Below are 14,417 nucleotides of genomic sequence, written 5' to 3'. Positions count from 1 at the left end.
CAGCGTTTCGCTCCAGTCGCGCGCGAGTGAGTCACGCTCGCTCGGCGTCCGTCCCCGGCTCACAGGGGACGGTCACGGTGACCGTCGTCCCGCCGTCGACGTCGACCGTCACGTCCCCGTCGGCCCAGTGGACCAGCCAGTTGACGAGCCACAGGCCCAGGCCGGCGCCGTGCTGGGTGGGCGTCTCGACGAACCGCTCGGTCAGGATGCGGCGTTCGACGACTGGCATTCCCGGCCCGTCGTCCGCGACCGTGAACCGGACGGTCCCGTCGGTGACCGCCGCCCCGATCCGCACGGTCGGCACGTCCGCGTCGTTGTGGACGATCGCGTTGCGCGCGAGTTCGTCGAGGACGACCAGCAACACGTCGCCGTTGGGCAACACCGCCGGGTCGTCCGGGCCGTCGGTCTCGACCAGCGCGTGCGGGAACTCCTCGACGAGGGTCGCCGCGACCTCCTCGGTCACGGCGTCGACCGAGCGGCGCACCGTCTCCTCGGGTTTCGCGCCGAGCGAGCCCTCGATGGCCCGCGCGTGGTCGGCCAGATCGAGCAGCGACTCGCCGCGCCGGCGGATGCGGTCGGCCTCGACGGCCGTCGTCTCCTCGTCGGTGCGCTCGGCGATGCGGTCGGCGTTGCCGACGACGACCGTCATCGCGTTCCGGAGGTTGTGCCTGAGCACGCGGTTGAGGACGATCACCTCCGTCCGGCGCTGGGCGAGCGTCTCGCTGAGCTCGTTGAACTGCCCCTCGAGTTCGGTCCACTCGGTCGCGCCGGTGAGCGCGACCGTCGACCCGTAATTGCCGTCGACGAGCGACCCGACGCCGCGGTGCAGGCGCTCGATGTTGCCGACGAACTCGCGGTAGAGCCACGCGCCGAAGACGGCGATCGAGAGGAGGACCAGCCCGAACGCCCCGGCCTGGGCCATCGTCACCTGCCACAGCTGCGATTCGAAGGCCGCCTGGGTCGTCGTCGCCGAGACGGTCCACCCGGTCCCGCTGACCGTCGCGTTCGCGCTGATCACGTCCGCGTCGCGGTCGACCGGTCCCGCCGCGTAGACGGTCGACCCGTTGGCGACGATGCGGATCCCCTGGTTCGGCCCGGAGTTCGCCCGGACGATCTCGGCCAGGTCGCCCGCGTCGAGGTGGAACGCCGCGTTGAACGCCGCGACCACCTCGCCGTCCTCGTACAGGGGCGTGCTCACCGTCACGATGAAGTTCCCCGTCTCCGCGCGCACCGGATCGCTCACGTACGTCTCGCCCGCCATCGCCCGCTGGAAGTACGTCCGTTCGGCGAAGTCGCCCCCGACGACTGTCTGCTGCTCCCCGATCGAGAGCCCCTGGGAGTGCAGCGCCATCATCGTCCCGTTGGCGGCGATCACCGACGCGCCGCTGAACCCGGTCGTCCGCACGAACGACGAGAGCCGCGCCTGCTGGGATATCGACCCGTGGTCGACCAGCGCGGGCGCCTCGACCCACAGCTGGACCTGCCGCTGTTTCTCTGCGAGCACGGCGTCGAGCTGCGTCGCGACCGACTCCGCCGACTGCGTCAGTTCGTCGTGCTCCTGTGCGGCGACCGCGTCGCGGTAGAGGACGAACCCGGCCAGAGTCGTCGCTGAGAGGACCAGCGCCAGCACGGCGAGCGCGACCGCGAACCTGGTCCGGAGTCGCATCGCCTATGCTTGACCGACGGGCATCTTAAATCTCCGTCCCCGCGACCCCCGGGACGGCACCGGGACGGCCCCGGGACGGCCCCGGGACGACCCGTCGAGAAACCGTTTTCCCCCTCCGGGAGGTACTCACCACCGATGACCGACCTCTCTCGCGACGAGGCCGTCGCCCGCGTCGAGGACCTCGTCGCCACAGTCGAGGACGACCGCATGCCCGTCCCCGTCCGCGAGATCTGGGTCTTCGGCGACGCGGTGCTCGGCCTCGACCCCGTCGAGCGCCTCGACGTCTACCTCACCAAGGACATCCTGCTCGGCGACGACGGCGACGGCGTCGACCCCGACGACCTCGCCCTCGGCGTCGAGGGCATCGGCGAGACCGTCCGCGCGGACTGGGCCGCGGAGTACCCCGAACACGTCCGGACCAATTCCAACGGCTACGCCGCCCCCGAGAAGTGCCTCGCGGCCCACCTCGTCGACGACGACGAACCGGTCCACCTGGAGGTCTGCAACGCCTCCTTCGACGACAACGTCACCCAGCGCCTGGAGGGCGCGCTGGCGCGCGAGAACTACGTGAACGTCCTCGACCCGCGCGGCGCCTGCCTGTGGGTAGACGGCCAGCGCAGCGAGGACGCCTTCCAGAAGCTCCGCGACGGGGAGTTCGTCCTGCCGACGCTCTCGGGCGCCCTCGAGATGCTCGGCGCCGACCCGGACGTCGCCGAGGAAGCCGCCGCGGCCGTCGAGCGGTATCGCGACCAGCAGGAAGGCGCCACCGTCCGCGGTGACGTGGTCTGATCGGATCGCTTCTCCCCCCACCGCGGCCCCGCCGCGGGCCCGTCGGCTCCCGCCCAACAACCGGATCAATTTGCCGCATTTTACGAGTTGATCTGTCCTTGTCGGGTATCAGGCGGTGAATAACAACGTAGTGTCCCAGTAATTGGCAAGTAGAGCGAACGTATGAGTCAGGCAACTCGACGCATGGACGAGACCGACCCGGGATTCGTAACGGCGGAGATCACCGACGACCGACCGATCACCCAGATCGTCGTCGAAACGGTCGCGACGGTCGAAGAGGTCGAACCGACTGACCTCTCGACGCAACTGTACGACAGCGTCGATCCGGAGGCGCTCGATGCCCTGTACGACAGCGCGGACGACCGGGACGGACCGCTGGCCGTCTCGTTCGGCTTCGACGGGTACGAGGTCTCGATCGTCGACGGCGACCGGATCACCGTCCGGCCTAACGTGACCGACGACTGCTCGTCCTGAGATCCGTCCGGATACTCGGACACCGCGAGTTCTCGGAGAGATCGACCGAGTAGCCCGGGGCTCGCTCCCGTGCACAGCGACCCCAGCGAACGGCGAGCGATCCGCTCCGCTGGTCACGACCGCACCAGTCGAAAAAGCAGTCGGCGAATCCGCGGTTACTCCTCGCGGGTCACTCCTTCCCCGCTCGGAAACAGTGGCCCTCACTTCCTTCGAGCCACTCACTCCTCACGGCTCCCTCCGGTCGCCGTTCGGATGTCGGAGGTCCTCGCTCCGCTCGCGGTTTCCGTCGGTCACCGCTCGCAATTCCGGGGCGCTCCAGTCAGTCGCACCTCGCTCCGCTCGGACCTCCCTACTCCTCACGGCTCGCTTCGCTCGCCGTTCGGATTTACGAGGCCTCCCTTCGGTCGGCCTCGCTATTCTTCGAACCGGAAGGTCCCGTCGCGCTGGACGACCTCGCCGTCGACCTCGATCCGGGAGTCCTCGCTCATGTCGACGATCATGTCCATGTGGACCGCGGAGTCGTTGCCCTCGCGGTCGTCGCGGTCCTCGGGGACGTTCTCGTCGATGGTCCGTCCGAGCGCCATGTGGACTGTGTCGCCCATCTTCTCGTCGAACAGCATGTTGTAGGTGAACCGGTCGATGTCGCGGTTCATCCCGATGCCGAGCTCGCCCAGTCGCTTCGCGCCGGGGTCGGTATCGAGGACGGCCGCGAGCACCTCCTCGTTCTTCGCGGCCTCGAACTCGACGACCTCGCCTTCCTCGAAGACGAGACGGACGTCCTCGACCTCGCGGCCCTGGGCCATCAGCGGCATGTCGAACAGCACCTCGCCCTCGACGCTGTCGGGGACGGGCGCGGTGAACACCTCGCCGCCGGGGAGGTTCTTCTCGGCGTAGTCGTTGACGGGGACCATCCCCTCGACGCTCATGGTCACGTCCGTCGTGTCGCCGGAGACGATCCGGACCTCCTCGGCGCCGTCGAGGATCTCGACCAGGTTCGCCTGGAACGCCCGCTGTTCGTCCCAGTCTTTCGTTACGGCGTCGAACACGAAGTCCTCGTATGCCTCGGTGCTCATCTCCGCGTCCTGGGCGTTGCCGGGCGCGGGGAACTGCGTGCCGACCCAGCGCTTGCCCATGATCTCGTCCTGGAAGGGCTTCATGATCTGCGCGAACGCGGCGTTTTTCTCCGGCGGGATGTCGCCGGTCTCGTGGGTGTTTCGCGCCGCTCGGATCGTGATCGCCACGTCGATCGCCTCGGCGACGGCCATCAGCGCCTCCGACGGTTCGTCGTAGTCCTCGGGGTCCATCGCTCGCATGAACGCCCGGCGAGTACGGCCGGTGCCGCCGAACGTGACGCTGTGTGCGCCCCGCTCGCCGATGCGCTCTTCCAGCGCGACGACCAGATCCTCGGCCTCGGGCGACGCCGAGATCAGCACCTCGTCGCCGGCTTCGATCCCCACCGAGTGGTCGACGATGACGTCCGCGTGGTCCTCGATTCGTGGGTCCATACCGGCGGGTTACCCGGCAGCCAATTAACAGTTTGCAGAACGGCCGTTCTGCAAGGGATCCGATAGCTCACTGCCGGCCAGGGGGACGACAAACCCCCCGATGTTGAGGGCGTCAGCCAATTCGTCGCGAGCGCCTACGTCGGGACGATGGATATCGCAGACGACATCGCCGCGGAGATCGGCGACACGCCGCTCGTGTGGCTGGACTCGTTCGCCGACAACCTCGCGGGCAAGGTCGAGTCGTTCAACCCCGCGAACTCGGTGAAAGACCGCATCGGCGCCGCGATGCTCGACCGGGCCGAGCGCATGGGCCGCCTCGACGACGACGCCACCGTCGTCGAGGCCACGAGCGGCAACACCGGCATCGGCCTCGCGATGGCCTGCGCCGCCCGCGGCTACGACCTCGTGCTCACCATGCCCGAGTCGATGAGCGAGGAGCGCCGCGCGCTCCTCTCGGCTCTCGGCGCGGAGGTCGTCCTCACCCCGGCCGACGGAGGGATGGACGGCGCCATCCAGGCCGCCGACGCCATCGCCGAGGAGCGCGACGGCGTGGTCGCCAGCCAGTTCGAGAACATCGCCAACCCCGAGGCCCACCGCGGGTCGACCGGCCCCGAGATCTACGAGGACACCGACGGCGAGGTCGACGTCTTCGTCGCCGGCGTCGGCACCGGCGGCACGATCACCGGCGTCTCCGAGTACATCGAGGAGGAGCGGGGCGACGACCTGGACTCCGTCGCCGTCGAACCCGCCGACTCGCCCGTCCTGTCAGGCGGCGATGCGGGCTCCCATTCGATCCAGGGCATCGGCGCCGGGTTCATCCCCGAGATCCTCCGGACCGAACTCGTCGACGAGGTCCGCACCGTCGAACACGAGCGGGCGGTCCAGACGACCCGGAAACTCGCCCGCGAGGAGGGGATCCTGACCGGCGTCTCGGCCGGTGCCGCGCTCGCCGCCGCGGCCGAACTCGCCCGCGAACGGCCCGACGACCTCGTCGTCGTCGTCCTGCCCGACACCGGCGAGCGCTACCTCTCGACCGACCTGTTCGAGCCGGCGAACGTCACCTACTGGGAAGAGAGCGACCCCGCGCCCGCAGACGACTGACCGCCGACTGAGCCGGTGCGGAACCGCCCTCATCCACCCTGCGACGGCCACGCGAACCGTTTTCCGGGCGCCGGACGACTCCCGCGCATGGACGAACCAGCCGACGACGAATCGACGCGCAGAGACTACCTGACCAGCGCCGGCGCGGTGGCGGCCGTCGCCGCGACCGTCGGGCTCGCCGGCTGCGGCGGCCCCGGCCCCGGCGTCGGCGAGGGCGAAGGAGAAGGTGGCGAGGGCGGCGAGGGTGGCGAAGGAGAAGGCGGTGAGGGCGGTGAAGGAGGAGGTGAAGGTGAGGGCGGTGAGGGTGGCGAAGGAGAAGGCGGCGAAGGAGGCGAGGGCGGCGAAGAGTCGCTCACCGGCCCGCGCGGCCGCCGGTCCTGATCTGACCGGGTCGGCGTCGGCGTCAGTCCGCGCGGCCGACGGTCACGAAGAACGGGACCGTCTCCGTTCGAACGTACGTCTCGTCGCCCATCTGGTCGACCACGTCGCGGCCCATCGCTCGCCACGCCGAGCGCAGGTCGTCGTACTCCCCCGCGGAGGTCTCTCCCGAGAGGATCGTCTCGCGGTCGTCGGCCAATCCTTCGCCGGTGACCTTCCTGCGGGCCGCCTCGACGGCCGCCTCCGAGTAGGGCGGGGAGACGACCCGCTCGTGGTCGTACCGGCGGGTCGAGACGACTTCGAGACCGGCATCCTCGAACAGGTCCCGGGCGCCGGCGCCCAGCGTCACGTCCGTCTCCACCCCGTCGAGGAACCGCTCGCGCGCCCGGCGGGCCAGCGGGGGTTCCGCGTCGACGGTCGAGTCCACCGTCACGGCGCCGTTGTCCGGCTCGACGGCCGCGACCAGGTCCGAGGACGCCCGCGCGAACTCCCGGACCGCCCCGACGGGGTCGGGCAGGTTGATGAGCAGCGCCTGGCAGACGACCAGGTCGAAGGCGTCCGCGGCGAACGGCAGCCGGGTGGCGTCGGCGCGCACGACCGGCGCGAACTCGCTCGCGACCGACAACAACTCCGGGTCCACGTCGGCGCCGACGACCTCGCCGCCGCTCTCCTCGGCGAGCACGCGGGTGAGTTCTCCCGTCCCGCAGCCCACGTCGAGGACGCGCTCGCGGCTGTCGAGTTCGAGGTCGGCGAGCGCCTCGCGGGAGTCGCTCCACATCCCCTCGCGCGTGGTCTCCAGGTAATCGGCGCTGAACTGTCGCACTGGGCGTTGGTTGGGCGGGCCGGCGGCAAATGCCCGTCGGTCCCGGCGGCGAGTGACTCGGTCGAGAAGTTCGGCGAGGGCCGAACGCGATCAGGACGAAGTTTTATTTCGCTTATGTTCGACAACCGGATCGTGCGGTTACCCCCTCGATATCCGGCTGTTCCGCTCGGGATACTTGTGATCGGCCTACTGGGAGTCGCCGCGTTTCAGGCGGGCCTGTTCGCGACCCCCGGTCACGTCGAGCGACAGCCGTATCCCGACAAACCGGCTGATCTGACGGAGCAGCGCGTCACTCAGTACGCGAAAGCGTGCGAGAACGCGACGGTCTGGAACGAGGAACTGACCGGGAGCGGCGAGACACCGACGCAGATCCTCGTCTCGATGGACGAGGTGATGGTCTCGAACAGATCCACGGGGTGGACAGTCCAGCTTTCGTACATGGTCGGCGTCCACTCCCCGAACCGGGTCGGAGACAGTACGGGCGCTGCCGCCTATTTCGTCAACGAAAGCACCACACTCCGGACGGTAGGGGCGAAGGCCGATCACGGAGAGCTAGATCCGCGTCGGAACGGTTCGGTCGTCACTCGCTGTTAGGTCGAATCGGTCTACGAGGCAGACGCGCAGGTACGGCGGGCGCCCACTCTCCCACTGCCGAAAGACGGTCCTGCGAGGCCACGTCTTCGTCGAGCGTGGGAACCCCGCTGGTCCTCCGCGAGAGACGGGGGAGTCAGGCATATGTAGACCGCGGGAAAAGAGGGGACAACAGATGCCAGCGGACGAGCCGGAGTTCGACACCGGGGTGGCGCTGTACGAGCGGATCCGCGAGCGACTGGGGTGGTACCCGACCGCAGACGTGGACGTGCTCGTCGTGGGCGGAGGGATCCAGGGCCTGCTCGTCCTGAACGAACTCACCGACAGCGGGTACGCCGCCGCGCTCGTCTCGAACGCGCCGCTGGGCGCCGGGCAGACGTTCGACTGGCCGGGAACGCTCTCGAAGGGCTATCTCGATCCCGACCCCGACCAGCGCCGGGCCGTCGAAGAGCGGTGGCTCCCCTTCGCCGAGGCCGAGCGCGTCCCCGTCGAGGGCGGCGAGTGGTACGTCTGCTCGACGGACCACCCCTACCAGTACCTCCCGCCTCAGTGGGACGAGGGCGGCTACGAGTACGACGAACGCGGGATCGACGGCCTGCCCGAGATCTACCGCGACGGGACGATCTTCGCGAAGGGCAGCGGCGAGCACGTCACCTCCCTCGACGAGTACACCGTCGACCGCGAGGCGCTCGTCCGCGCGCTCGTCGACGGCCACGAGGAGCGGATCGTCGTCGGCGATATCACCGAGTTCGCGTTCGACGAGGGCGGACAGGGGGGCGGCGACACCCCCGCCCTCGACGGACTCACCGTCGAGACGCACGAGGACCTGACCGTCCGCTTCGATCCCGAGTACGTCGTCGCCGCGAAGGGCACCGGTACCCACGGATTCGTCGACTCACTGGTCGGCGCCGCGGGGTTCGCCGAGGCCGGCGGCGACCCCGACAGCGTCCGAGAGTCGGTCGCGTCAGTCACCTACCGGAACGTCCTCGTGCTCGCGGTACGCGGTCCCGCGACCGAACTCCCGGCGGTCAGCGCCTACCTGCCCCACCGGGGGATGTCGGTCGTCGCCCGCCGCCATCGCCACCGCGAGGAGAACTACGTCACCTGGTACGTCACGAACGACACCGCGACCTCCGAGGTCGCCCCCGTCGAAGCCACCGACGACGCGACGGGGACGCTCGACCCCGAACAGGTCGAAGTCGGCTACAACAAACTGTTCGAACTCGCGCCGGCGGTCAAAGAGCGCGCGGCCGACGGCGCCGACATCGAGTTCTACGCCTACGCCACGCTCGAACAGCGGGTCGACGGCGAGTCGACGCGCCACCTCGCCGCGCCGGTCGACGGCCTCGCCAACGTCGGCGTCGCGCTCCCCTCCGGCGCAGCCGGCGTCTGGGCCGCGACCGACGAGACGCTCGATTACGTCGCCGACGCCGTCGATCCCAGCGGCCCCGTCGACGCGGTACCGACCGGCGGAAATCCGCCGATCGGCAGACTCGCGGACGACCGGCCCGGCGCTCGCTGGCTGGACTGGAAGGCGCTGGGCGTTCGGTATCCGCGCGTGCAGAACCGACCAGATGCCGTCGAGCGAAGCTGAGCGGGCCGCCACGCCGCGGCGACTCCCACCGAAGCCGATCGTCCGCTCGATCTCTCGCCCGGTCGACTCAACGCCGGATTTTAGCTTTCGGTAGCGCCTTTCGCAGGGAGGTCGTCGCGCCGATCGAATGACAGTTCGACTCGCCACGCGACGACTCGCCGTGTGTGCAGTGGTAGTGCTCGCGCTCGCCGCGACGGGGGCCGGCGTCGACGCCGGCCGCGTCGGCGGGACGGACCAGAACCGACCGGACAACGGCGCGGCAGAGAGCGAAGTGCTGATCGTCGACGACGACGGGAGCGCCGACTACGCCTCCATCCAGGCCGCGGTCGACGCGGCCGACCCCGGCGACACCGTGCGGGTGATGCCGGGGACCTACCGCGAGAGCGTCACCGTTGCTGAGAACCTGACGGTCGTCGCCCCGCGGGGTGCAACGCTCGACGGGTCAGGTCTCGGGGAGGAAGCGGAAGGAATCGTGATCGGCGACACCGCGGCGCCGGTCGTCGACGGGTTCACAGTCGACGGGTACCAGATCGGCGTCGAAGCCTCGAGAACGAGCGGCGACTGGACGCTCCGGAACGCGACCCTCGTGAACGTGAGTTTCATCTCCGTCTACGCGTCAGGGGCGAGCGGCGACTGGCGCATCCGGGACGTGACGATCCGGAACACGAGCAGCGGGCTCGATGTCACGGGTTCGACCGGCGACTGGCGGGCGACGGGCGTCGTCGTCCGGAACGTCACCATGGGCAACGGCGTCGACGCGTCGCCGTCAGGCGGCAACTGGACGATCGCCGACTCGACCTTCGCAACGGTCGACTACGTCGGTATCGCGGCGTCGTACACCAGCGGCGACTGGACGGTCGTGAACAGCACGGTACGCGATGCCATCGTTGGGATCGCCGCACTCGACGCCAGCGGCGACTGGACCGTCCGGCGGTCGGTCCTCGCGAACGTATCGGTGTCCGACAACCTCGACTTCATGCAGCCGCCCCTCGAAGAGGGCGTCGGCGTCTTCGCCCCGAACACGAACGGCACGTGGACGGTCCGCGGGAACCGGTTCGTCGACACCGAAGGCGGTGGCGTCGTCGCCCCCGACGCCGACCCGGCGGGCGACGCGACGCTGAACTGGTGGGGCGCCGGCGGCCCCACCGCCGACGACTGCTCCGGGAACGTCGACTGCGGCGCGCCGCTCTCGACCTGGCCGCCAGAGACCCCCGTCGGAACGCCGACGCCGGTCGACCCCGACGCCGCCGGCACGACGACCACCGGCCCGCAGACGACGGAGGGGACCCCCGCAAGCGGTGGGACGGACGTACCCGCCTCCGCGTCTCGGTCCGGCACGCCGACGGACACGACCGTGACGCCGTCCGCGGCCGGGTCCGACGCGGCCACCGACGCGGCCGAGTCGCCGGCGTCTCGAACGACCGCCGGGGGACCGCTCTCTCCGGTCGCCGCCGTCCTCGGTGTAATCGTCGGAGGACTCCTCGCCGGGCGCGGTCACTGGCGGCGGTGACCCAGTGCAGAACAGCACCTCAATCAGTACCTCTCGTTCCTCAGTCAGTCCCGCTCTCACGCCGGGGTAGCGGACGGATCGACCGCTGCCCCTCGGTCCGGATTACTCCCCGCGGAGTTCCCGCACGCGCTCGACGTTCCACGCGTAGCTCTTGCCGTCCTCCGTCGGCGTCTCCAGCACGAGCGGCACGTCGAGCAGGTCCTCGTGGTTGAGGAACGCGCGCATGCCGTCCTCGCCGATGAGCCCCTCGCCGATGTGGGCGTGTTCGTCCTTGTTCGTCCCGCACTCGTGTTTCGAGTCGTTGAGGTGGACGCACTCCAGGTGCTCCAGCCCGACGACCTCGTCGAACTCCGCGACGGTCTCCTCGACGCCCTCCGGCGTCGAGAGGTCGTAGCCCGCCGCGAACATGTGGGCCGTGTCGAGACAGACGTCCAGGTCCTGCGCGGAGCGGTCCAGCACCTCGGCGAGGTGTTCGAAGTCGCCGCCGAGTTTCGTGCCCGACCCCGCGTCGGACTCGACGAGGACGGTCACGCCCTCGGGAATGTCCAGTTCGTCCAGCGCGCTGGCGGCGTTGTCGAGGCCGCCGTCGACGCCCGCGCCCGTGTGCGCGCCGAGGTGGACGTTGACGTACTCGATGCCGAGTTTGTCGGCGGCGTCGACCTCCTTCTGCATGGAGTCGACGGACTTCTCGCGCAGGTCGTCTTTCGGCGTGCAGAGGTTCACGAGGTACGACGAGTGGATGACCCACGGCCCCAGATCGTTCTCGTCGATCAGGTCGCGGAACTCCGCGGCCTCGTCGTCGCCGATGTTCGGATCCTGCCAGACCTGCGGCGAGTGGGTGAAGATCTGTCCGCAGTTGCCGCCGATGTCCAGCTGCTCGTCGACGGCGTTCGGGACGCCGCCCGCGATCGATGTGTGTGCGCCGATCCGGATCATGCCAGACCCCTAGATACGGATCGGGAAAGTCGTATCGAAGCGATCCGCGACCGATCGGTACCTGTCTGGATACCGTCTGTTGAGTGCGGTGGCGCGCGCTGTCGCGCGTTTCATCGCGCGACAGTAGCCGCGCGAGGGATGAGCATCGGAGCGAACGCAGTGAGCGAGACGCGCAGTCGGTTGGGGAGGCGTGAGGCGCGGTGCTGTGCCATGCGGTGACGGTGTCGTTCCTGGTGGACTGAAAGGGCGAGGCGCGCGTGGCGGCGAAGCCGCCACGTTTTGCGGAGGTCGGCTCTGCCGACCTCCCTGTCGCGCGGTCTGCGCGGGCCCTATCCGAGGGAGCGCCAGCGACCGAGGATATCCCGCACAGACCGCGCGAGCGGGCCGAGGGCTTTCGTCGCTCGTGCTCGGCTGTGGCCACAACGCACCGCGAGCAGAATACATAGATGACGAGTCAGAAACAGTTACTCACTGCTAGCGAACTCGCGCCAGTGGTGGAGGCCCCAGACGGTGACGCCGGTGCAGATCAGCGCCGCCGCGGCGAAGTAGACGATCAGCTGCGAGGCGACAAGTTCGCCGGGGTTCTGCACGGCGTACACCACGCCTTCGCCGGCGAGGCCGACGAGGACGAACGCGACGACGGACACCGCGGTGACCGAGGTCAGCACGGGCGTCCCCTCGCGCTCGCGGTCGTCGAGGCGGAAGACGGCGGCGACGAAGACGACGGCCATGGCGAGGACGTAGTAGGGGAGCCGCGAGCCCACGTCGGGGCGGGCGCCGCTGACGAACGCGAGCAGGCCGACGAACGCGCAGGTCAGCAGGACGGTCAGCCCGGCGACGCCGAGGGCGGCCCGCGTGCCGACGACGCGCCGGAGTCGCTCGCCGAACCGGTCGGACAGCGCCATGGTCGGGGATCCGGCGGCGGCGGTAAAAGCTTGCTGGCGGGGCGGCCCCGCTCGGCAGCGACGAGTGAGAACGGGGCCACGAAGCATTTACGGGTAGCGCACATATCGACGGCGAGATGGCCGACACGCCCGACGCGATCACGCTCTCGGAAGACGGCTTCTCGATGCCGACGCTGGAGGTCCTGACCGGCCGGGGCTTCGTCACCGGCAAGTCCGGCAGCGGGAAGTCCAACACCGTCAGCGTGATCGCCGAGGAACTGCTCGCCGCCGAGGTCCCCCTCCTGATCGTCGACACCGACGGCGAGTACTACGGCCTCAAAGAGGAGTTCGAACTCCTGCACGTCGGCGGCGACGACCACTGCGACCTGCAGGTCACGCCGGCCAACGCCGAGCAGATCGCCGCCGTCGCGCTCGACCGTCAGGTCCCCGTGATCCTCGACGTCTCCGGCTACCGCGACCCCGACGAGGGCCGCGAACTCGTCGGCGAGGTGGTCGAGGAGCTGTTCGTCCGCGAGAAGACGGCCAAGACGCCGTTCCTCGTCATCGTCGAGGAGGCCCACGAGTTCGTGCCCGAGCAGGGCAGCCGCGACGGGGTGGGCGAGACGCTCATCCGGGTTGCCAAGCGGGGCCGCAAGCGCGGGCTTGGCGTCTGCGCGCTCTCCCAGCGGCCGGCCTCGGTCTCGAAGGACTACATCACCCAGTGCGACTGGCTCGTCTGGCACCGGCTCACCTGGGAGAACGACACCAAGGTCGTCGGGCGCATCCTCGGCGACCAGGCCGCCGACGACGTGGAAGACCTGGACGACGGCGAAGCCATCGTGATGACCGACTGGGACGACCGCGTCCAGCGCGTCACGTTCCGCCGCAAGCGGACCTTCGACGCCGGCGCGACGCCCGACCTGGACAGCGTCGACCGCCCGGACCTCAAGTCGGTCGACGGCGACCTGCTCGCGGACCTCCGGTCGGCCGTCGACGCCGACGTGACGAGGGACGCGACGGGCGAGCAGTCGACCGACGGCGATGCGCCGACAACCGGCACTGATTCGAAGGGCTCCGACGGGTCGGCCGAGAACGGGGCCGAAGACGAGTCGGCCGGCGACGACCTCACCGACGCGGACGGCACGACCACTGCGAACGCGTCGGCGTCGTCCACCGGATCGAGCGGCGGCCGGGCGAGCGGCGCGGCCGCGACGACCGCGGCGAGCGACGGCGGCGCCGAACCGGCGACCGACCCCGCATGGGAGGCCGCGCAGTTCCTCACCTACCTGACCGGCGGGCTCGTCGCCGGGGTCGGCCGCGGCGTCACGTTCCTCGCCCGGGCCGGCGGTCGAGCGCTCACCTGGACCGCCGACCGCCTCAGCGACACGCCGCGCGGGCGCCGGCGCGTCGAGGCGCTCCTCCCGAAGGTCCTGCTCGTCGCGCTCGGCCTCCTCGTCGGACTGGCCGTCGGACTCCTGGTCGTCTGAACTCTGTGCTCGCGGAGAGAAAATCCGCCGCTCAGGCGTGCCTGTATCGCTGGGCGACGTAGACGGGACCGGCGACGAGCGAGGAGAGCGGGAGGGCGACGACGAGTGTCCCGGCGTAAGTCGGGACGGGAGCGGAGACGGGCTGGCCGGCGACGGCGAACCGCACCGCCTGCAGGCCGACGAGGAGGAGTGCCGCGTTCGCGACGTACAGCCACGGGTTGGGTCGCCAGTCGCCCGCTGCCCGTGCCACCGTCCGCGCGTCGTCGTAGAGCCTGAGCGTACCGTGGGCGGCCACCGCGAACAGGGCGCCGAGTAACCCGAAGGCCACGCCGGCGCCCGGCAACGGCTGCCCCGTCGCGAAGACGCCTCCCCCCGCGACGAGAACGACGAGGCCGTACACTATCGCGAGCGCCGTCGGTGCGAGTAGCGAGAGCGCGTCTCGACGGTAAAACGGCGGAGAGCGACCGTCCCCACCGGTGCCCAGTGCCTCGGCGTCCGCCCAGCGGTCTGCCCAGGAGTCCGTCCGGTCGATGCGTGCTGCGTTCGATTCGCGTGAGTTGTCCATTTCCCTTGGGTTCCCCCCACGAACGGGCCCACCGTCGACCGGTGGCGCCGCTCTCCGTGGGTAAAGCTTATTTCGCCGGAGGGAGAAGGACCAGGCGTCCTACTTCCACGGTCT

14 protein-coding genes are annotated in these 14,417 nt (G+C 69.9%); 8 read left to right on the top strand and 6 right to left on the bottom strand.

Annotated elements, in window-relative coordinates; all coding sequences use genetic code 11:
• Positions 1 to 31: 31 nt before the first annotated feature.
• A complete protein-coding gene (locus PSC72_RS07615; protein WP_274325290.1) occupies positions 32 to 1,666 on the bottom strand; it encodes a sensor histidine kinase in 1,635 nt (544 codons plus the stop codon).
• 135 nt (positions 1,667 to 1,801) lie between these two features.
• Here PSC72_RS07615 and PSC72_RS07610 point away from each other — a divergent pair, with 135 nt between their 5' ends.
• Positions 1,802 to 2,455, top strand: coding sequence for a DUF7095 family protein (locus PSC72_RS07610; protein ID WP_274325289.1), 654 nt, complete (start codon positions 1,802 to 1,804; stop codon positions 2,453 to 2,455).
• A 162-nt stretch (positions 2,456 to 2,617) separates the two neighbouring features.
• A complete protein-coding gene (locus PSC72_RS07605) occupies positions 2,618 to 2,929 on the top strand; it encodes a HalOD1 output domain-containing protein (RefSeq protein ID WP_274325288.1) in 312 nt (103 codons plus the stop codon).
• Between the two features lie 413 nt (positions 2,930 to 3,342).
• Here PSC72_RS07605 and PSC72_RS07600 read toward each other — a convergent pair whose 3' ends face one another.
• Positions 3,343 to 4,434 carry an aminopeptidase gene (locus PSC72_RS07600; RefSeq protein WP_274325287.1) on the bottom strand — a complete coding sequence of 364 codons (1,092 nt, stop codon included), beginning with the start codon at positions 4,432 to 4,434 and terminating at the stop codon, positions 3,343 to 3,345.
• Between the two features lie 147 nt (positions 4,435 to 4,581).
• Here PSC72_RS07600 and cysK point away from each other — a divergent pair, with 147 nt between their 5' ends.
• Both cysK and PSC72_RS07590 read left to right on the top strand, forming a co-directional pair.
• Positions 4,582 to 5,535 (top strand): cysteine synthase A, encoded by a 954-nt coding sequence (gene cysK, locus PSC72_RS07595; RefSeq protein ID WP_274325286.1) that lies wholly within the window; start codon positions 4,582 to 4,584, stop codon positions 5,533 to 5,535.
• An 87-nt stretch (positions 5,536 to 5,622) separates the two neighbouring features.
• Positions 5,623 to 5,916, top strand: a complete 294-nt coding sequence (locus PSC72_RS07590) for a hypothetical protein (protein WP_274325285.1) — start codon at positions 5,623 to 5,625, stop codon at positions 5,914 to 5,916.
• Between the two features lie 22 nt (positions 5,917 to 5,938).
• Here the strand turns inward: PSC72_RS07590 and PSC72_RS07585 are convergent, their stop codons facing one another.
• The gene (locus PSC72_RS07585) at positions 5,939 to 6,736 is read right to left on the bottom strand and encodes a class I SAM-dependent methyltransferase (RefSeq protein ID WP_382261421.1); all 798 of its coding nucleotides are present in this window, start codon (positions 6,734 to 6,736) and stop codon (positions 5,939 to 5,941) included.
• A gap of 177 nt (positions 6,737 to 6,913) precedes the next feature.
• Between PSC72_RS07585 and PSC72_RS07580 the strand changes: the two genes are divergently transcribed.
• The 3 genes from PSC72_RS07580 to PSC72_RS07570 all read left to right on the top strand — a co-directional run bounded on the left by PSC72_RS07580 (position 6,914) and on the right by PSC72_RS07570 (position 10,431).
• Complete coding sequence (locus PSC72_RS07580) at positions 6,914 to 7,330, top strand: hypothetical protein (RefSeq protein WP_274325284.1); 417 nt, start codon at positions 6,914 to 6,916, stop codon at positions 7,328 to 7,330.
• A gap of 172 nt (positions 7,331 to 7,502) precedes the next feature.
• Positions 7,503 to 8,921, top strand: coding sequence for a hypothetical protein (locus tag PSC72_RS07575; RefSeq protein ID WP_274325283.1), 1,419 nt, complete (start codon positions 7,503 to 7,505; stop codon positions 8,919 to 8,921).
• Positions 8,922 to 9,048: 127 nt separating this feature from the next.
• Complete coding sequence (locus PSC72_RS07570; RefSeq protein ID WP_274325282.1) at positions 9,049 to 10,431, top strand: right-handed parallel beta-helix repeat-containing protein; 1,383 nt, start codon at positions 9,049 to 9,051, stop codon at positions 10,429 to 10,431.
• Between the two features lie 102 nt (positions 10,432 to 10,533).
• Here PSC72_RS07570 and PSC72_RS07565 read toward each other — a convergent pair whose 3' ends face one another.
• Both PSC72_RS07565 and PSC72_RS07560 read right to left on the bottom strand, forming a co-directional pair.
• Positions 10,534 to 11,367: a deoxyribonuclease IV gene (locus PSC72_RS07565; RefSeq protein ID WP_382261418.1), complete on the bottom strand. Its 834-nt coding sequence runs from the start codon at positions 11,365 to 11,367 to the stop codon at positions 10,534 to 10,536.
• Between the two features lie 464 nt (positions 11,368 to 11,831).
• On the bottom strand, positions 11,832 to 12,272 hold the full coding sequence (locus tag PSC72_RS07560; protein WP_274325281.1) for a hypothetical protein: 441 nt from the start codon (positions 12,270 to 12,272) through the stop codon (positions 11,832 to 11,834).
• A 116-nt stretch (positions 12,273 to 12,388) separates the two neighbouring features.
• On the opposite strand from PSC72_RS07560, the gene PSC72_RS25465 reads away from it, so the two are divergent.
• Complete coding sequence (locus PSC72_RS25465; RefSeq protein ID WP_328518180.1) at positions 12,389 to 13,738, top strand: ATP-binding protein; 1,350 nt, start codon at positions 12,389 to 12,391, stop codon at positions 13,736 to 13,738.
• Positions 13,739 to 13,769: 31 nt separating this feature from the next.
• Here PSC72_RS25465 and PSC72_RS07550 read toward each other — a convergent pair whose 3' ends face one another.
• Positions 13,770 to 14,303 (bottom strand): hypothetical protein, encoded by a 534-nt coding sequence (locus tag PSC72_RS07550; RefSeq protein WP_274325280.1) that lies wholly within the window; start codon positions 14,301 to 14,303, stop codon positions 13,770 to 13,772.
• Positions 14,304 to 14,417: the final 114 nt, after the last annotated feature.

Origin of the sequence: Halosimplex aquaticum (assembly GCF_028747785.1) — an archaeon.
GTDB lineage: Archaea > Halobacteriota > Halobacteria > Halobacteriales > Haloarculaceae > Halosimplex > Halosimplex aquaticum.
The sequence above is the reverse complement of the archived record's forward strand: the minus strand, read 5'-3'. Positions and strand labels throughout refer to the sequence as shown.